This is a genomic window from Dyella sp. NPDC103356 (genome assembly GCF_055584465.1).
Genome location: NZ_JBVJLZ010000003.1, coordinates 459179 through 476577, shown reverse-complemented (window position 1 = coordinate 476577; position 17399 = coordinate 459179). Strand labels below are relative to the sequence as shown.

Here is a 17399-nt window from a genome sequence, read left to right as displayed (position 1 = left end):
GAGTACCCACTGCAGCCACTCTTCTCCGAGTGGCTGCAGGAAAGGAACGTCTTACAGGCTGAAGTCGTAACGGGCGCCGAGGCGGACGTAACGCGGATCCTGGAACGAACGCGGACGGAAGCAGTTGATGGTGGTAACGCCCGACGCGTTTTCGCAGGTTTCGAACAGCTGCGTGACGCGCTGCTTGCCGAGCAGGTTGAAGATATCGGCCGACAGCGTGACCTTGTGGTTCAGGAAGGCCGGCTGCCAGGCAGCACTGACGTCGACGTTGTAGGTCCACGGGTTGCGACCGTACGAACCGCGCGGGGCCGGTTGGCCATTGCAGTAGAAGTACGCAGCGCCGTAACCGACCGCGTCACCGCCGGCCGACAGCGGACGTGCACCGATACAGCTGATCGGCGTGCCCGAGGCAATACGGGTGACGGTCGACAGGCTCCACTCTTCCGTCGGCTTGTAGATGCCCAGGATGCGCAGCTGGTGCTTCTGGTCGTTGGCCAGCGGACCGTTGGTGTTCTCCATCAACTCAGGAGCATCCCAGCTTTCCGTGGTCGACACGTCGGCCTGCACGATGTCGGAGTCGAGCTGACCTTCCGAGTCGCCGTAGCTACGCGAGAAGGTGTACTCGATACGGCCGTACCACTTGTCGCTGAACTGATGCTCGGCGTAGAGGTCGAGCATGTAGTAGGCACGCTTGGCCTTCGGCTCGCCGATTTCCGCGCCGGTGAGCGGCACGCTGAGGTACTGGCCCGGAGCCGGCGACAACGTGAAGGTGTTGGCGACACCCGGGTTGTACAACCAGCAACCGGTACTGCGGCCCAGACCGGAAGCGACCTGATCGGACAGACCATTGGCGGCGCCCCAGGCGATGAACGGACGGGAGTCGCAATCGTCATCGATCAGACTGCGCAGCTTGCGGTACATGGCCTTGGCACCCACGGTCCATTCCGGCGTCAGCTGCTTGTCGAAGCCGAGGATGAACTCGTCCTGGTAATAGGTCTTCAGGTTCTGAGCCGAAACCGTCTTGGCATCCGGCGGCACACCGTTGGCGCCGTTGTTGTAGAACGTGGCGGAGTAGGGTGCGCCCGAGCTGATCCCCTGCGGGATACCGGTGGTCGGGTCGATGCTCGTGAAGCTGTAGAGGTTGGACGGGAAGGTCGACGGACCGGCGCCACGTACAGCCACCGAGGTCGGCAGACCCAGGTGATAACGGCCGGCATTGGCGTAGACCTTCAAGGTGCTGTCGCCGTAGACGTCCCAGGTTACGCCCAGGCGCGGATCGAGCTGATTGCGCTCCTTCGCATAAGCCTGGCCGACACCGTTGTAGTTGGTGAACTGTTCGTTACGCAGACCGATATACGCCATCCAGCGGTCGGTGACCTGCCAGTGATCTTCAGCGAATTCCGAACGCTGTGCGGTACGCGCCGAGGTACCCGTGCTCAGGCCGGACGATTCGACGTAGTAGCCGTTCGCGAAGTCTGCCGGGTTGTACAGGGTCGGACTCAGGCCCAGGTTGATCAAGCGCTGCTTGATAGCCGTGCCGTCGCCGATGTCGTTATAGGTGTAACCCGTGCCGCCGATCGGCGAGCTGCCCCAGGTCGCACGCAGCTGGTAGTTATCCATACCGGCGCGCAGATCATGGCTGCCCAGTCGGTATTCAATGTTGAAGCTCCAGCCCGTGGTGCTGTCCTTGGAGCCGGGCAGCAGGGTGGACGTCGAGCCAAACTGGCAGCTGGGTGCCGGATTGGTGGCGGAGATAGCGCGCGTGTCGGTAATGGCCGGGCAGGCAGCGCCACCCGTCGAAGACGTGGTGTCCTGCTCGTGCTTGGAGTTGCTCCTGCCGTACATCGCGTTGATGGTCAGGTCATCGGTGATGTAACCGGTGTAGTGACCGATGTAGACGTTACCGCCCGGCGTGCCATTGGTCTGGGTGCCGTTGTAGTTCTTGGTGTACTGGTGGCCCAGGTAGCTGCCGGTCGCCCCGGTCGTGTTGTTGTAGTTGAAGATCGAGGAATCGGTGGTTTCGTCATCGCCGATACCGGTGAATTCCAGGATGTTGCTATCGGTAATGTTCCAGTCGAACTTGGTCAACCAGCGGGTAATCTTGTTGCTGTCGTTCTGCGTCGTGTTGGTCGGCGCAGCGCCAGCCGTCGGCGTGTAGAACGTGTCGCTGGAGTGGATCATGTCGGCTGCGCCGAAGAAGAACAACTTGTCCTTGATCAGTGCGCCGCCGATCGAGCCGGAGTACTGCAGGTTGTTGTTGTCCAGCGGGGCGAAGGCATTGCCCTTCTGATAGAGCGAGCCGTCACGGCGGAACACGTTGCGCGGCGACTGGGCCAGCTCTTCAGGCGACCACAGGACCTGAATGTCACCCTTCCATTCGTTGGTACCGCGCTTGGACACAACGTTGATCACACCACCCGTGGAACGGCCGTATTCAGCACCGTAGCCGCCGATCAGCACCTGTTCCTGGTCGATGGCGTCATAGGGCAACTGGCGCGAGCTCACGCCGGTCAGCGGGTTGGTGACCGAGAAACCGTTGATGTTATAGGCGTTCTCAGAGGCGGACGAACCACCAAACGACAAGGCGTTGCCGTAGCCGCGCGCTGCCTGAGTGGTGCCCGGTGCCAGCAGCGCGACCGAGCTGATCGAGGTACGGGCAATCGGCAGCTTGGACAACTGGTCGGCGGTAATGACCGCACGCGAGTCGACCGACGACACGTCGATGGACGGTAGCGCATTGCCCACGACCTGCACTGCGGAGAGGTTCTGGGCATTCGCCGTGCTCGCCGCTTCCGTGGCGAAGGAGACATCCGTACCCTGGCTGATCTGCGTCTGCACGTTATCGCGCGTGGCGATCGTCGAGCCGTTCTTGATCAGGGTGACCTTGTAGACGCCGATCGGCAGAGACGCTGCACGATAGCGGCCGCTGGAGTCGACGGTGATGTCGCGCTTCAAGCCGCTGCCGGTGTTCTCGATGTGGATCGTGTCACCCGGCTCGGCGCCACCGAAGATCACGCCGGTCGAGTTGCTCTGCGCGAAGGCATTGCCTGCCGCGGCACTGAGCGCAAGCGTTACCGCGAAAGCGATCGCCTGGCGCTTGATAGGAAAACCTGTACGAAACTGCATTGACTCACCCTCCGATTAGAGCGGTCAGCTAGGGCTGTAAGGCCCAGCCTCCCCAAATGCTGCAAGTTTTTGTTTTTCCGCACTCATCCGCGCCGCCTCAGCACGCGCTGTGGCAACGGAAACGAGCTAGGCATTGAAATGAGACTCCCCTGCGCCGAGAACTTATCCCCAATTCGAAAGTTCTGGCGCGGTTTTGACACTACGATGGGTGGAAAAGTTACGCAACGGTTATCGCGGCGACAAAATCTTGTCGAAAATAATAGTTGGCATTATTTTTGCGTATAACTTTTTTGAACGATACAGGGGCAGATGCGGGGATTAACCGGGTGGCTGTCACCTAATTGGCGTTCTATCTCGCAATAAAAAACGATGCAAGGCAAGTAATTGCGTAATTAGTTAACTCAATACGTATTAACTTACGCACGTTCAGGGTCATGTATTAACCAATGGTGAATGACTTATGACCTATGCCGGTTCGCAATAAAAAAAGCCCGCCGAGTGGCGGGCTTTTTCGAAACCATGGGGACGCCGGGGTTCAGTAACGGGGCACTGAAGGGTCGACTTCGCTCGCCCAGGCATCCATGCCGCCTTCCACGTTGTGTACTTTGGTGAAGCCGTGGGCGGCAAAGCGTTCCGCAACGCCCTTGCTGGAAATGCCGTGGTGGCAGATAAACGCCAGCGCTGTGTCCTTGGGCAACGCGGCAAGCGTTTCGTAGCCTTCCTCTTCCAGTACCCGCGCCTGCGGTAGCGGCGCGGCGGCGGCACGACCGTGCGCCGGACGCACGTCGATCAGGGTAATGCTGCCCTCGTCCAGGCGCTTCTTGAGTTCGTGCACCGTGATCGAGGCAATTTCCTGCGCGCCGGGGAATTTCAGGCTGAGGCCTTCCCCCTGCACGGTCGACACCCAGTCGATCACGATGCCGTTGGCACGCTGGGCGCTACCCGGGTCGAAGTGCACCTCGATGCCGTTGGCGACCACGACGATGTCGTGATCGCTGGCCGGTGCCAGCTGGAAGCCGGCGCTGTGGTCCGGGCCGATTTCCAGATGCAGCGCCACGCCTTGAGCATTGGCTGTGCCCTGGCGAATCGCTTCGGCTGCCTTGTCGGTAATGGTGATTTCCGGCGGAGTGCGGTCCGGCGGGGTCGCGCCAAACAGCTGGTGCAGCTCGCCGCTGCCGTACATCTGGCGGATGATGTCCGCGCCGCCGACCAGCTCGCCTTCCACATAGAGCTGCGGAATCGTCGGCCAATCGCCGTAAGCCTTGATGCCTTCGCGAATCTCGGGATCTTCCAGCACGTTGACCGTATGGTATTCAGGCAACAGCTCATTGAGCGTGTTGGTGGCCGCCGCCGAGAAACCGCACATGGGCTGCTGGCGGGTGCCCTTCATGAACAACACCACGCGGTGGTCCTTGAGCAGGGTTTCGATGCGGGTGCGCGTGGCGGTGTCGAGGGACATGGCGTGATGATCCGGCTAGGCAAAGATGAGGATGATACGCCTCATATGCTGCCGGGTGGCGCCGGTTCAAGGTGTCGAGCCGCCCCACCGCCAAGAAGGAGATAGGGTCGGGGCGGCTGTGCCTGATCGAGCAGGGCCGCTTCGAGCATGGCGATCACCTTCTCGCCATGCCCCGCAAAAGCCAGCTCGATCGCGGTGCGACCGCCGAGGGTCTGGATCGGGGTGTGCCACAACCAGTCCCATATCACCGTCCGGTTCGGCTCCAACTGCTCGGCCAGGGTGAAGATGCGGCGCAGAACGTGGCTCATGGACTCAGAACGCGTAGCTCAGGGACACGAAATAGCTGTGCGTCTGGCTGGCATCGACCATCGGGCTGTCCTTGACGGCGTTCGGCAGCAACGCGTACCGGATGCCGGCCGAGGTCACCCACGAGTGCGACAGGCGGTAGATCGCGGTGATGCCCAGATAAGGTGACGAGCCCCCGCCAGCGCGGTAGGTGTCCAGGCCGCTACGCAATGCGTCCCTGGCGCTGATGCCGTAGTAATAGTTATTGAGTGCGCTGTTGCTGTAGTTCACGCCCACCGTGGGCGTCAACGTCAGACTGCCCTGCGTGATCGGGTAGCCGTAGTTGAGGTCGAACGCGGTGCCGCCGCCGTGGCCGGTGAATTCCTTCTGGGCGCTGGCCTGGACCTGCCCCCAGTCAGCGCGATGGCGCCAGGCGATGCCGGCCAGGCCGGAAATGTCGCGGTCGGAAAGGCGGCGCAACTGCGGGTCGTTCGAGTCGTCATGGCGAAAGCGATTGCCCAGTGGCGACACGATCAGCGACAGCTCGTCGGCGCCCGGGCCGAGCAATTTGTAGCCAATGGTCGCGCCACGCACATAGAAGGACTTGCCTTCGTAGCTGACCAGCGGCAGGGGCCAGGCTTTGTTGTCGTAATTACGGTAGGGGCTGGGGCTCCATGCGGCTGCGATGCCCAGCGTCCAGGTAGGTTTCTGTTCGGCGGCCGACTGAGCCTGGGCCGACAAGGGGAGGCCTAGCAGGAGGCATGCGGCAAGCAGGCCCGGAAGGCGCGGGGAATTTAAGGGCATGGAGATAGTGTGGGGGCGGGGGACGGGCCCTCAGCTTGCCCAGAGCACATTGCCTCAACATTGCGCCTGGGTTCGGTAGCTCCATATAACATCGTGGGATACCGGCCGAGGCATGGCGCGAAGAGAGCACTCACATGCGAATCCTGCTGGTCGAGGACGAGCCGGAAATGGCGCAGGCGTTGCGTGCCGCCTTGCAGCGGCACGACATGCTCGCGGATATCGCCACGAGCCTGTTGCAGGCCCAGGAAGCCTTGCGTTGCCGGGTCCATGATCTGCTGTTGCTGGACCGCCAGCTTCCCGATGGCGATGGTGCGACCTTGATCCCGTTCGCGCGCAAGCTGCAGGCCGACCTGCCGGTCATCATGCTGACCGCGCGCGGTTCACTGGCCGATCGCGTGGGCGGTCTCGACCTGGGCGCCGACGATTATCTGGTTAAGCCGTTCGCGGTCGAAGAACTGCTGGCCCGGGTGCGTGCGATTGCGCGTCGTCCTTCGAAACTGGTGCTGCCTACCGCGACGATCGGCAACCTGCGTTTCGACTTTGCCGCCCGCGAAGCGTTCGTCGACGACCAGCTGCTGCACCTGCCGCGACGTCAGTTGCTGGTGCTCGAAGCGCTGTTTCTGCGGCTTGGGCGTACGGTGCGGCGCGAAGTCTTGCAGGAGTCGGTCTACGATTTCGATGACGCGATTCAGTCCAATGCGCTGGACGCACATGTATCCAAGTTGCGTCGCGCGCTGGCCGAAGCCGAAGCACGCGTGGACATTCATGTGATGCGCGGCATTGGTTACTTGCTGAGGGAGCAGGCCGGTGATCGACCGGAATAGATCGCTCACGCTGCAACTGTCGTGGCGCTTGATCTGGTTGCAGATCGCCATCGTGTTGGGCTTGATCGTCGCGCTCACGTACACGCTTTATAACGCGTCCGTCACCTATATCGACGAGGATGTGACGCGTACCGTGGTCGACGCGCTGGGACGCGATGGCCATGGTGGCCTGATGCTTCGCTCGGACAAGGCGCTGGACCAGTTGATGGCCTCGACACCCGGGTTATGGTTTGCCGTGACCGACGAACACGGGCATCGCTTGACGCATGGCGATGTGCCGGTGGCCTATCGGCCGTTGGTCACCTCGCTAACCGAGCTGGAGGCATCGGAGGTTCATGCCAATAGCGCACCGTATGCCTTGACCATGCGCGTCTATGTGGCCGACACCTCGCTCGGGCGCATCCACGTCATCGCCGGCGGCGCGCCCTTGTCCGGGCCCGGTGTGTTGTTCGTGAAACTTATCGCCTACCTGGGCTGGCGCATGATGCTGCCGCTGGGTCTGGTGACCTTGATCGTGGTGCCGTGGCTGATCCGCCGGGCCATGGCAGGCGTTGCCGAGGTGGCGGGACAGGCGCAGGCCATCAATATCGATGAGCGCGGTGCTCGTCTCGCCGACGGTTCGGTGCCGCGTGAACTGCAGCCGTTGGTGCGTGCATTCAATGCGGCGTTGGAACGGCTCAACGAAGGCTACGATGCGCGCGATCGCTTTCTTATCGGTGCGGCGCATGAGTTGCGCGCGCCGATCGCGATCATCGAGGCGCGGCTTGAAGCGCTTGCGCCGGGTGCCGATCGCACGCGCCTGCTCACGGACGTGGCGCGACTGGCGAATCTTGCCGAGCAGTTGCTGGATCTGCAGCGGCTGGGCAAGGATGTAGCCAGCCTCGAATCGTTGGATCTGGTTGCCCTTTGTCGCGAAGTCACTGCCGACGTGGCGCCACTGGTCGTGGACGCCGGTTACGAGTTGGCGCTGGATGCCCCGGACACGCCAGTGTTAGTCATCGGCGATCGGCAGTCGCTTTCGCGAGTCCTGACAAATCTGATCCAGAACGCCATTGCCCATGGTGGCGGGCAGGGATCGATCACGGTGGATGTCGTTGCCGATGGCGGTTTTGCCGTCAGCGACCAAGGCCCGGGTATTCCGGTCGAGGAGCGGGTCCGCATTTTCGAGCCGTTTTACCGGGTGCGTCCGAGCAGCAAAGGCACCGGGCTTGGCCTGCATCTGGTGCAGGAAATCGTCACGCGCCACGGCGGGCGTATCGATGTGGTCGAGGCCAGCGGTGGTGGTGCCCGTTTTCAGGTGCGCTTGCGGCGTGCGCATCCCGAGGTGCCGGTTGCGTTACGGGTGGTCGCGACGGAGGTTGCTCCTACAAACTAGCCATGCCTCGCTAGCTCGCAGGAGCAACCGCCCGCCAAAGCATTACGCAGCGGTGCGCAGCTCCGACAGGTCTTTCCTCATATTCGCCAACGGCGCCAGCGCCAGGCCGGCTCCTGGCGAAGGCAGCACGACTTCGCGACTCGCACGCCCCAGCGCGGCGGGCTGCTCGCTCCAATGCAGCAGCTCCATCGCGCCGGTGTCGTCCTCGACCAGGGCGGTGCAGTGTTCGACCCAGTCGCCATCGTTGAGATAGAGCACGCCATCCATCGCGCGCACATGGCCGAAATGGATGTGGCCGCAGATATGGCCGTCGAAGCCGCGCTCGCGTGCATCGGCAGCGACGCGTTCTTCGTACGAACGGATATAGGACAGCGCCTTGCCGATGTGCGACTTGATGATGATCGACAGTGGCAGATAAGGCAGTTCCATCCGTTGCCGCATCTTGTGCACGCGGCGATTCGTCCAGCAGATGAAGCGATGCATCACCTCGCCCAGGTGGATCAGCCAGGTGCGGCCGATCTGCTCGGGGTCGAATTCGTCGCCATGGCTGACCCGGTAGCGTCGGCCGTCGGCACCTTCGTGGATCGCATCCAGTTCGATCCTGACGCCACCGAAAGATTGGCCGGCCAGGCCGCGCATCGGGGCATCGTGGTTGCCTGGGATATAGGTCACCTCGACGCCGCGGCGGGCCATGTCCAGCACCTCGGCCAGGACGGCGCCGTGGTCGGGGTGCCACCAGGTCCTTTTCGCCAGGGCTTCCATGTCGATGATGTCGCCAACGAGATAGAGCTTCTCGCAGCGCAGTTGGCGCAGGAAGTCGAGCAGGTAGCCGGCCTTGCAGTCGGGTGTGCCCAGATGGACGTCGGATATAAAAGCGCTGCGGCAGTGGTAGGTCGCCATGACGCGTGACTCCGGTGGTTAACCGGGATGCCAGTCTGCTCGCGCTTGGTCTCCGCACGATGGCGGATGGGTTGCAAACATGTTGCGGTGCAGGGTGTTTTAGAGGTTCAGCGCCGCCTGGATGGCGGGCCACGCTTCGGCCGCCCAGAGGCTGTACTGCTCGCCCGACGGGTGCAGTCCGTCATCCGCCACCTGGTTCGGGAAGGCCCGCGACAAGGGGGTGATATCCACCCAGGCCACCTTGCGGGTGGTGCACAGGTTTCGCGCGGCGGCGTTGTAGGCATCCAGCTCATCGGCGATCTGCACCGTATCGCGGCCGGATTGCTGGCCGAACGCGGTGACGCCCCAGTCCGGGATGGACAGGACGAAAACCCGTGCACTGCGCCCCCCGGCCAGCTCGATAGCCCGGTCCAGCAAGCGCTGGAATTCGCCTCGATATTCGTCGACGCTGCGCCCCCGATACTGATTGTTGACGCCGATCAGCAGGCTGACCAGGTCATACGGTGGCATAAAGACGGTGGCGTCCATTGCCGCGCTCAGTTCGTCGGTCGTCCAGCCGGTGGTGGCGACGATCTGCGCTTCGTCAAAGAAGATGCCTTCACGGCGCAGACGCGCGACCAGTTGGACCGGCCAGCGCTCTGCTTCGGCGACACCTTCGCCGATTGTGTAGGAGTCGCCCAGTGCGAGATAACGCACGTGACTTCAGGCGACAGCTGCGGTGGCGACGGCGTGCGGTGTCTGTTCGGTCGCCATGCGTGTGAGGACACGCTCGATGCGGACGAACACTTCGCGCAGCTGATCCGGCGGCGGCAGCAGGGTCAGGCGCAGATGGCGGCTGTGCGGCACATTGAAACTGCTGCCGGGCACGACCAGCACCGACTCTTCTTCCAGCAGACGCAGGGCGAAGGCGTTGTCGTCGAAATCGGCCAGCCGATCGGTGCGAATGCGCGGGAACGCATAAAGCGCGCCTGCCGGCGATACCAGGTCCAGGAACTGGCTCGACGCCACACCTTCGAGTACCGCGCGCCGTGCTTCATGGAGACGCCCGCCAGCTGCGGTCAATGCGCCGATGGTGGCTGCGCTCTCCAGCGCTGGGCGTACCGCCCATTGCGCGGTGACATTGGCGCACAGACGCAAGGCCGCCAGCAATTGCAACGCATCGCGATAGTCGGCGCTACGGGACGGGTCGCCCGAAAGGCTCATCCAGCCCACTCGATAGCCGCAGGCGCGATGCACCTTGGACAAGCCGCCGAAGCTGACGCAGGGCAGGTCGCCGGCGACCTCGGCCAAAGGCTGAAAAGTGGTGCCGTCGTAAAGAATCTCGTCGTAGATCTCGTCGCTGAGCAGCAACAGATTGTGTCGTGCCGCGACGGCGACGATCTGCTCGAGCAATTGGCGCGGATAGACCGCGCCGGTTGGGTTGTTCGGGTTGATCAGGACCAGGGCGCGAGTGCGAGGCGTGACCAGCGATTCGATTTCCGCCGGATCGGGCAGGTGCCCGTTTTCGGCCAGGCAGCGGTAGTAGCGCGGCTTGCCATCATTGAGGATGGTGGCGGCGCTCCACAGCGGGTAGTCCGGGCTCGGCAACAGCACTTCGTCGCCGGGTTGAAGCAGTGCGCGCAGGCTGAGATCGATCAGTTCGCTGACGCCGTTGCCGACGAAGATGCGCTCGATTTCCACGCCCTGGGCGCCGCGTTGACGCTGCTGGCGGACAATCGCCTCGCGCGCCTCCTCCTGGCCTTGTTCGTGGCCATAGGCCTCGCTGTCGCGCAGATGCGCGCCGATCGCGTCGCGCAGATGGGCTGGTGTTTCGAAGCCGTAACGGCCTGGATTGCCGATATTGAGCTTGATGATCGGCAGCCCGGCGGCTTCGAGCTCACGCGAGCGGCGGGTCAATGCGCCGCGAATTTCATAGCGCACGTCCGCCAGGTGCGCACTGGGCTTGATCGAAGCCACTGCTGGTTGTCCTTAATGTGTCAGGCTGATGTCGCTCCGGATGCTAGCAGCGTTGGGTGGTTTGGTGCGAGGCACCAAATGGGGGATGGCTCGCGACAAACGGCTTTACCGCCCCTTACTGCATGGTCTATGGCTGACGTGCCAATCGCCCTTCGGCCCCATGGCCCAGGCATAATCAGCACCCATGACGGATTTCGAATCGATCGAGCGCCTGCGCCGTATCGGCTGGCGGGGCGACACCTTGCCGACCCATGGTCGTCGGCTGGCCCGCGTGGTCGCGCAGCATCGTGCGGGCTATGAGCTGCACGATGGCGAGAACCTGTTCGGCGCGCAGCCGGCCGGGCATTTTCTCAAGCGCAATCTTGATCCGGTCGAACGCCCTGCCGTGGGCGATTTCGTCGAGATCGAAGAAGGCAAGCCGCCGCATATCGTCACCGTGCTGCCGCGCCGCACCCTGTTGTCGCGTGCCGCTGCCGGCGAGCGCTACGAGCGTCAGTCGATCGCCGCCAATATCGATTACGTCCTGGTATTGACCGGCCTCGATGGCGATTTCAATCCTGCACGTATCGAACGGTATCTGTCGCTGACCGAAGGCTCCGGTGCGCAGCCGGTCGTGCTGTTGAGCAAGCTCGATACCCGCGACGATGCCGCCGAGATGATCGAAGCCCTGCGTTCGCGCCTGCCCGCCGGCACGCCGGTCCACCCGATCAATGGCAAGGACCCGGCCAGCGTGGCCGTGTTGATGCCCTATCTGCAGCCGGGCGATAGCGCCGTGTTGGTCGGTTCGTCGGGTGCGGGCAAATCCACGTTGACCAATACCTTGCTGGGCAGCGAGCGCATGGCCACCAATGCGGTGCGCGAACACGACAGCCGTGGTCGCCACACCACTACGCACCGCGCACTGCTGGAATTGCCCAGCGGTGGCTGCCTGATCGACACCCCCGGGATGCGCGAGCTCAAGCTCACCGGCGATGAAAATCTCGATCTGTTTGCCGACATCGAAGAACTCGCTGAAACCTGCCGGTTCGCCGACTGCGGCCATGGCAGCGAACCCGGCTGCGCGGTGCAGGCAGCGCTGGATAGCGGTGAACTCTCGCACGAGCGTTGGCGCAATTATTTGAAGCTGCGCGACGAGCGCGAAGAGCAGGCGGCCACGCTCGAAGCCAGGCTGCGGCGCCAGCGCGGCGGGCGACCGCCTGCGCGGCCGCACAGCCCGCGTGGGTCGCGCGACCGGGATTGAGGGGGGGGCGAAAACCTCCTACTCGTCATTCCGGCGCAGGCCGGAACCCAGTGGCCTTGCGATCGGTTGTCGCGAGAGTCTCAAAAGACAGCTCTATCGCGAAAATTGAAAACTGACGCCACTGGATCCCGGCCTGCGCCGGGATGACGAAAGGAAGAACTGAGGTTTTTCGAGGCTCCCTGAGGTCGCTCCTATAAGAAACCGGGCATTTGGTTCTAGTATCAGCGGTGTATCAACAGGTAGGCGGCTTCGATGCGTCGGTTGTCTTCATCCATGACGTTTTTCTACAAATGGGTGTTTCCAGTGGTTTGGCTGGGCTTTGTCGGCCTTGCCGTCGTCACGGGGCTATTTAGCGAACACATCGGTCAGCGCCCGCCCGATCCGATGATCGTGGTCATACCGATCTTCATGTTTGCCTTCGGTTTCTTCCTGTTTCGCCAGTTGCTCGGCGGCTTGGTCGACGAAGTCACACTCGATGGCGATAACCTGATCGTCAAGAAAGGCGATGAGCATCTGCGGGTATCGCTGGCGGATGTGATTAACGTCAACTCATTCAGTTCGATCAATCCGCGCCGGATCAGCCTGCGATTGCGCAACAGCACGCGCCTGGGGCGCGACATCGACTTTATCCCCGCTGGCCGCCGCATGTCGTTACGTTTCCTGGGCATGACCCGACTCGACCCTCTCGCCGAAGAGCTGATCGATCGCATCGAGGCATTGCGCCGGGGCAGCCGATGAACGCAAATCATCAGGTCGCTCCCGAACTGCAGCGTTATGCCGACCTCGATCAGCGACTGCTGGCGGCAGTACGGGGTATTCGCATCCTGCCGACCGTGGCGTGGCCGGCCTCGCTCGAAGACCGCATGATCGACGCCTATACCAAAGGCAACTACGCCCTTCCAGATGTCAGCTACCAGCGGCCGGACCTGACCGAGGCTCGTGCCGAACTGGAGGCGATCGAGCGCGAAGCCGATGATGGCGACCCGCTGGGTGACTACCTCAAACGCACCGCCGAATCCTGGCGTATTGCCGCGGAAATGCTCGAAGCGGTCGGCACCGCGGGCGTTACCGAGCCGTCCATTGCCTTGTACGGCCGGCCGGGCGATTCGATTCCCGGCAGCAGTCGCAGCAACCTGGATGCAGCCAATTATTTCGTCGAGCTTGCCGACGAGCTGGGTGCCGATCTCGAAGACGACGACATCAGTGCGAACATTTCGGCCGAAGTCCTCAGTGCCGACCTCTCACGAACGCTGGACGCCTTTTTCGGCCCCGGCATCATCAGCGTCGAAGTCGACAACGAACTCACCGCGAAGGCCGCAGCGGGCGCCACGCGCGTGCGCCTGCGCGGAGGTACGCGCTTCAGCGAATATGACCGCCATCAATTGCTGGCACATGAAGCCTTCGTGCACTCGCTGACAGCGCTCAACGGTCGTGCGCAACCGCTGCTGGCGTCGCTGGCGCGCACCTCGCCGCGCGTCACCGCAACGCAGGAAGGCCTGGCTGTGTTCGCCGAGCTGATGTCCGGCGCGATCGATATTGCGCGACTCAAGCGCATCAGCCTGCGCATCATCGCGATCGACATGGCCCTCAATGGCGCGGACTTCGTCGAGGTGTACAAATACTTCAAGGCTTTCGATCAGTCGCCCGCCGACAGTTTCCATTCGGCACAACGCGTATTTCGCGGCGTGCCGTTGACCGGCGGCGCTGCTTTCGCCAAGGACAATGTGTACCTGTCTGGTTTGCTGGCCGTGCATACCTTCTTCCGCTGGGCGTTGAAGCAGCGTCGCATGGACATGCTGCGGCACCTGTTTGCCGGCAAGCTGGCCTTGCACGATGTCATGACCCTGGAGCCGCACTTCGCGTCCGGCGCGATCCTGCCGCCGCGCTGGCTGCCGCCGTGGATGCAGCACGTGCACGGTTTGGCCGGCAAACTGGCGTTCTCGCTGTTCGTCAACCGCATCCATATGGGCAAGGTGCAGGCCGAGGAAATCTCGCTGGGGCTATAAGACATCCGCGCGCAACCCACGCCTTCCGACTATTGAGCCGCTGCATCCATTTGAGGTCAGATGTGGACGTGTGGGCGAGTTGTGTTGTTGCAGTGCGGAAAACATATCGAGTGATTCGAATGTCTCGTATTCAGCGTTATGTCGAAGGCGCGAAGGGGCGACGGTGTTAACATCCAAGGCTTGTCGGGCCGGCATTCGCTGAGCCCCGCCCACTTCCCTTCTTATCCTTTTCGAGCAGGACACCGATGGCCATCTCAGACGATCTCAGGCAGGCAGCACTCGAATATCACCGCCTTCCGCGTCCGGGCAAAATCAAAGTTACCGCCACCAAGCCGATGGTCACGCAGCGCGATCTGTCGCTCGCGTACTCGCCGGGCGTGGCCTATGCCTGCGAGGCGATCGTCGAAGATCCACAGCAAGCCAGCGAGCTGACCGCGCGCGGCAATCTGGTAGCGGTGATCACCAACGGCACAGCGGTGCTCGGCCTGGGCAATATCGGTCCGCTGGCCGGCAAGCCGGTGATGGAAGGCAAGGGCGTGCTGTTCCAGAAATTTGCCGGTATCGACGTGTTCGATATCGAGATCGACGAAAACGATCCGGACAAGCTGGTCGACATCATCGCCAGCCTGGAGCCGACCTTCGGCGGCATCAACCTGGAAGACATCAAGGCACCGGAGTGCTTCATCGTCGAGCGCAAGCTCCGCGAAAGGATGAAGATTCCGGTCTTCCACGATGACCAGCACGGCACGGCGATCATCGTTGGCGCAGCGATCATCAATGCGCTGGAAGTGGTCGGCAAGAAGATCGGCGACGTGAAGCTCGCCACCACCGGCGTCGGTGCGGCCGGCATCGCCTGCCTGGACATGCTGGTGGCGCTGGGCCTGAAGCCCGAGAACATTCTTGGCTTCGATCGCGACGGTGTGCTCTACACCGGCCGCGACAACATGGATCCGGACAAGCAGCGCTATGCGCGCGATACGGCCAAACGCACGCTGGCCGAGATCGTCGATGGCGTGGATATTTTCCTTGGTCTTTCCGCCGGCGGCATCCTCAAGCCGGAGATGGTCGCCACCATGGCGCCGCGCCCGATCATCATGGCGCTGGCCAATCCGTCGCCGGAAATCCTGCCCGAGGACGCCAAGCAGGTGCGTCCGGATTGCATCATCGCCACCGGCCGTTCGGATTACCCGAATCAGGTCAACAACGCTTTGTGCTTCCCGTACCTGTTCCGCGGCGCGCTCGATGTCGGCGCCACGGTCATCAACGAAGCGATGAAGCTCGCCTGCGTGCGCGCCATCGCCGAGCTGGCGCGGATGGAAGCGGGTGATCTGGCTGGCGCCTATGGTGGCGACGTGCCGACGTTTGGGCCGGAGTACCTGATCCCGCGCCCGTTCGATCCGCGTCTGCTGGTGATGCTGGCGCCGGCGATCGCGCGTGCGGCGATGGACTCGGGCGTGGCATCGCGTCCGATCGTCGACATGGATGCCTATGTCGAAAAGCTCGATCAATTCATCTATCGCACTGGCCTGATCATGAAGCCGGTGTACGAGCGAGCGCGCGCCGATCGCAAGCGCGTGGTCTATTCCGAAGGCGAGGAAGAGACGGTATTGCGCGCCGTGCAGACGGTGATCGACGAGAAGCTGGCCTTCCCGATTCTGATCGGTCGCCCGGACGTGATCGACACGCGCATCCAGCGACTGGGCCTGCGCATGCGCGAAGGCGTGGATTTCGAGTTGACCAATATCAACGACGACCCGCGTTTCAACGATTATTGGCAGCAGTATCACGCGCTCACCGAGCGCCGCGGTGTATCGCCGGCAGCGGCGAAGAACCTGCTGCGCTCGCGTCCCTCGTTGATTGCTTCGATCATGGTCGAGCGCGGCGAAGCCGATGCGATGATCTGCGGCCTGGTCGGGCGTTATCACAAGAAACTCGGTTACATGCGCAGCGTGTTCGGCCTGGATCCGGGCGTCAGTTGCACCTCGGCGATGACCGGCGTGATCAACGACAAGGGCGCATGGTTCTTCCTCGATACGCACGTACAGCTCGATCCGACCGCCGAGCAGATCGCCGAGGCTACCTTGCAGGCGACCTATCGTCTCAAGCTGTTCGGCATCGAACCGAAGGTGGCGTTGCTGTCGCATTCGAATTTCGGCAGCCACGACAATCCGAGCGCGCAGAAGATGCGCAAGGTCTACCAGATCCTTCGCCAGCGCATGCCCAAACTGGAAGTCGACGGCGAAATGCAGGCCGATAGCGCCTGGGATCAGAACGTGCGTCATCTGATTTTCCCCAACAGCACGCTGACGGGCCGCGCCAATCTGTTCGTCATGCCCAATCTCGACGCCGCCAATATCACCTACAACATGGTTCGGGTGATGACCGACGGCGTGGCGATCGGCCCGATCCTGATGGGCGTGGACAAGGCCGCGCACATCTTGACGCCGGCCTCGACGCCGCGTCGCGTGGTGAACATGACGGCGATCGCGGCGGTGGATGCGCAGATTCGCGCGGCGCAGTCGAAGGGCTGAGCAGGTTACGTCGCCGTCGCTTGGTTACTGGCTCGGATCGCTACAATCCGCAGCCTTCTTCGCGGCGGCCTCCACTTTCTGCCAATACGCTTCAGCGGTCTTTTGCACGGCCGGCGGCAACTGCGCGAAGTTGCTGCCCGGCTTGTGCCAGAGGGTATCGGTATCCTGGTTCGGCAGGTTGCCGCGAATAGCGTATTTCTGGTCCTTGTAGACCATGATCAGTTTGACCGATGTGCCGTCGAGCCCGTCGCAGGCAATCCAGTACGGAACGACGACCAGCGGCTCGCCATTGCCGGCGTCGATCACATTCACCAGCGATGTCAGCATCTGCACGCCGCACAGGGCAGTGCCATTGGTGTCCTTGATCTCCCATCGGGTGATATAGCCGCCGTGGTCCTGCAGCAAGCCGTAGGCATGCAGCGAGACGTAGCTTTTGTCGTCCACCGTCGGGCCTTGATCGTTACCGCCAAAGGCCAGGATGCGGTAGGAGCCGTCGGCGTCTCGATATTCCAGCGCCTTGAGCAATGTGCTGCCGTTGTCGTAGTAGCCGGCAACATCGTCCTTGTCGCTGCCCTTGACCGGCGTCACCCGCAGATCGGCCGCGCTTGTGCTGGCGGCGAGCAGGCAGGCGGCGAAGGCAGCGGCCCATAGTCCGTAACGCATAAATGATCTTCCCCTGATGTTTGCTCCGACCGGCAAGGATAACCGCTGGCAGGCGGGCCGGCGGCGGCCGGTCAAGCCATGCATATCAGCCATTCGCCGCCGTATTGTCGTGTTTTTCAATTGGCGGAAAGCCGCTTCAGAGCTAAACTCGGAGGGTTCCCCGCTTCCCTTTGCGGAGGCGATTCACCTACAGCGGCCAAGCCCCTCGGCGCCGCGGAGATACGCTCCCC

At 62.6% G+C, this 17399-nt stretch carries 14 protein-coding genes; 6 read left to right on the top strand and 8 right to left on the bottom strand.

What is annotated here, in order from left to right:
• Positions 1-51 precede the first annotated feature (51 nt).
• The 4 genes from ACZ6WW_RS09020 to ACZ6WW_RS09005 all read right to left on the bottom strand — a co-directional run bounded on the left by ACZ6WW_RS09020 (position 52) and on the right by ACZ6WW_RS09005 (position 5611).
• Positions 52-3126, bottom strand: coding sequence for a TonB-dependent receptor (locus tag ACZ6WW_RS09020; RefSeq protein ID WP_465273898.1), 3075 nt, complete (start codon positions 3124-3126; stop codon positions 52-54).
• A 535-nt stretch (positions 3127-3661) separates the two neighbouring features.
• Positions 3662-4585: a Grx4 family monothiol glutaredoxin gene (grxD, locus tag ACZ6WW_RS09015; protein ID WP_465273897.1), complete on the bottom strand. Its 924-nt coding sequence runs from the start codon at positions 4583-4585 to the stop codon at positions 3662-3664.
• A gap of 41 nt (positions 4586-4626) precedes the next feature.
• The gene (locus ACZ6WW_RS09010) at positions 4627-4893 is read right to left on the bottom strand and encodes a hypothetical protein (protein WP_465273896.1); all 267 of its coding nucleotides are present in this window, start codon (positions 4891-4893) and stop codon (positions 4627-4629) included.
• Positions 4894-4897: 4 nt separating this feature from the next.
• A complete protein-coding gene (locus tag ACZ6WW_RS09005) occupies positions 4898-5611 on the bottom strand; it encodes a MipA/OmpV family protein (protein ID WP_465273895.1) in 714 nt (237 codons plus the stop codon).
• A 197-nt stretch (positions 5612-5808) separates the two neighbouring features.
• Between ACZ6WW_RS09005 and ACZ6WW_RS09000 the strand changes: the two genes are divergently transcribed.
• Both ACZ6WW_RS09000 and ACZ6WW_RS08995 read left to right on the top strand, forming a co-directional pair.
• Positions 5809-6498 (top strand): response regulator, encoded by a 690-nt coding sequence (locus ACZ6WW_RS09000; protein ID WP_281850584.1) that lies wholly within the window; start codon positions 5809-5811, stop codon positions 6496-6498.
• Complete coding sequence (locus ACZ6WW_RS08995) at positions 6482-7873, top strand: sensor histidine kinase (protein ID WP_465273894.1); 1392 nt, start codon at positions 6482-6484, stop codon at positions 7871-7873. Before ACZ6WW_RS09000 ends, ACZ6WW_RS08995 begins: the two co-directional genes overlap by 17 nt.
• A 42-nt stretch (positions 7874-7915) precedes the next feature.
• Here the strand turns inward: ACZ6WW_RS08995 and ACZ6WW_RS08990 are convergent, their stop codons facing one another.
• The 3 genes from ACZ6WW_RS08990 to ACZ6WW_RS08980 all read right to left on the bottom strand — a co-directional run bounded on the left by ACZ6WW_RS08990 (position 7916) and on the right by ACZ6WW_RS08980 (position 10729).
• The gene (locus ACZ6WW_RS08990) at positions 7916-8773 is read right to left on the bottom strand and encodes a UDP-2,3-diacylglucosamine diphosphatase (RefSeq protein ID WP_281850582.1); all 858 of its coding nucleotides are present in this window, start codon (positions 8771-8773) and stop codon (positions 7916-7918) included.
• Positions 8774-8872: 99 nt separating this feature from the next.
• Positions 8873-9469 carry an SGNH/GDSL hydrolase family protein gene (locus ACZ6WW_RS08985; RefSeq protein WP_465273893.1) on the bottom strand — a complete coding sequence of 199 codons (597 nt, stop codon included), beginning with the start codon at positions 9467-9469 and terminating at the stop codon, positions 8873-8875.
• Positions 9470-9475: 6 nt separating this feature from the next.
• Positions 9476-10729 carry an aminotransferase class I/II-fold pyridoxal phosphate-dependent enzyme gene (locus ACZ6WW_RS08980; protein WP_465273892.1) on the bottom strand — a complete coding sequence of 418 codons (1254 nt, stop codon included), beginning with the start codon at positions 10727-10729 and terminating at the stop codon, positions 9476-9478.
• 184 nt (positions 10730-10913) lie between these two features.
• On the opposite strand from ACZ6WW_RS08980, the gene rsgA reads away from it, so the two are divergent.
• From rsgA to ACZ6WW_RS08960, 4 genes are all read left to right on the top strand, one after another.
• Positions 10914-11969, top strand: a complete 1056-nt coding sequence (gene rsgA / locus ACZ6WW_RS08975) for a ribosome small subunit-dependent GTPase A (protein ID WP_465273891.1) — start codon at positions 10914-10916, stop codon at positions 11967-11969.
• Between the two features lie 252 nt (positions 11970-12221).
• The gene (locus tag ACZ6WW_RS08970; protein WP_465273890.1) at positions 12222-12707 is read left to right on the top strand and encodes a hypothetical protein; all 486 of its coding nucleotides are present in this window, start codon (positions 12222-12224) and stop codon (positions 12705-12707) included.
• Positions 12704-13975 (top strand): flavohemoglobin expression-modulating QEGLA motif protein, encoded by a 1272-nt coding sequence (locus tag ACZ6WW_RS08965; protein WP_281850576.1) that lies wholly within the window; start codon positions 12704-12706, stop codon positions 13973-13975. The genes ACZ6WW_RS08970 and ACZ6WW_RS08965 overlap by 4 nt, the downstream gene beginning before the upstream one ends.
• A gap of 245 nt (positions 13976-14220) precedes the next feature.
• A complete protein-coding gene (locus tag ACZ6WW_RS08960; protein ID WP_465273889.1) occupies positions 14221-16506 on the top strand; it encodes an NADP-dependent malic enzyme in 2286 nt (761 codons plus the stop codon).
• 24 nt (positions 16507-16530) lie between these two features.
• Here ACZ6WW_RS08960 and ACZ6WW_RS08955 read toward each other — a convergent pair whose 3' ends face one another.
• The gene (locus tag ACZ6WW_RS08955; RefSeq protein WP_465273888.1) at positions 16531-17169 is read right to left on the bottom strand and encodes a M949_RS01915 family surface polysaccharide biosynthesis protein; all 639 of its coding nucleotides are present in this window, start codon (positions 17167-17169) and stop codon (positions 16531-16533) included.
• Between the last annotated feature and the right edge of the window lie 230 nt (positions 17170-17399).

Excerpts from the sequence above, each read along its gene's own strand:
- ACZ6WW_RS09020 (WP_465273898.1), bottom strand. The coding sequence starts at position 3,126 with ATGCAGTTTCGTACAGGTTTTCCTATCAAGCGCCAGGCGATCGCTTTC.
- grxD (WP_465273897.1), bottom strand. The coding sequence starts at position 4,585 with ATGTCCCTCGACACCGCCACGCGCACCCGCATCGAAACCCTGCTCAAG.
- ACZ6WW_RS09010 (WP_465273896.1), bottom strand. The coding sequence starts at position 4,893 with ATGAGCCACGTTCTGCGCCGCATCTTCACCCTGGCCGAGCAGTTGGAG.
- ACZ6WW_RS09000 (WP_281850584.1), top strand. The coding sequence starts at position 5,809 with ATGCGAATCCTGCTGGTCGAGGACGAGCCGGAAATGGCGCAGGCGTTG.
- ACZ6WW_RS08990 (WP_281850582.1), bottom strand. The coding sequence starts at position 8,773 with ATGGCGACCTACCACTGCCGCAGCGCTTTTATATCCGACGTCCATCTG.
- rsgA (WP_465273891.1), top strand. The coding sequence starts at position 10,914 with ATGACGGATTTCGAATCGATCGAGCGCCTGCGCCGTATCGGCTGGCGG.
- ACZ6WW_RS08970 (WP_465273890.1), top strand. The coding sequence starts at position 12,222 with ATGCGTCGGTTGTCTTCATCCATGACGTTTTTCTACAAATGGGTGTTT.
- ACZ6WW_RS08965 (WP_281850576.1), top strand. The coding sequence starts at position 12,704 with ATGAACGCAAATCATCAGGTCGCTCCCGAACTGCAGCGTTATGCCGAC.
- ACZ6WW_RS08960 (WP_465273889.1), top strand. The coding sequence starts at position 14,221 with ATGGCCATCTCAGACGATCTCAGGCAGGCAGCACTCGAATATCACCGC.
- ACZ6WW_RS08955 (WP_465273888.1), bottom strand. The coding sequence starts at position 17,169 with ATGCGTTACGGACTATGGGCCGCTGCCTTCGCCGCCTGCCTGCTCGCC.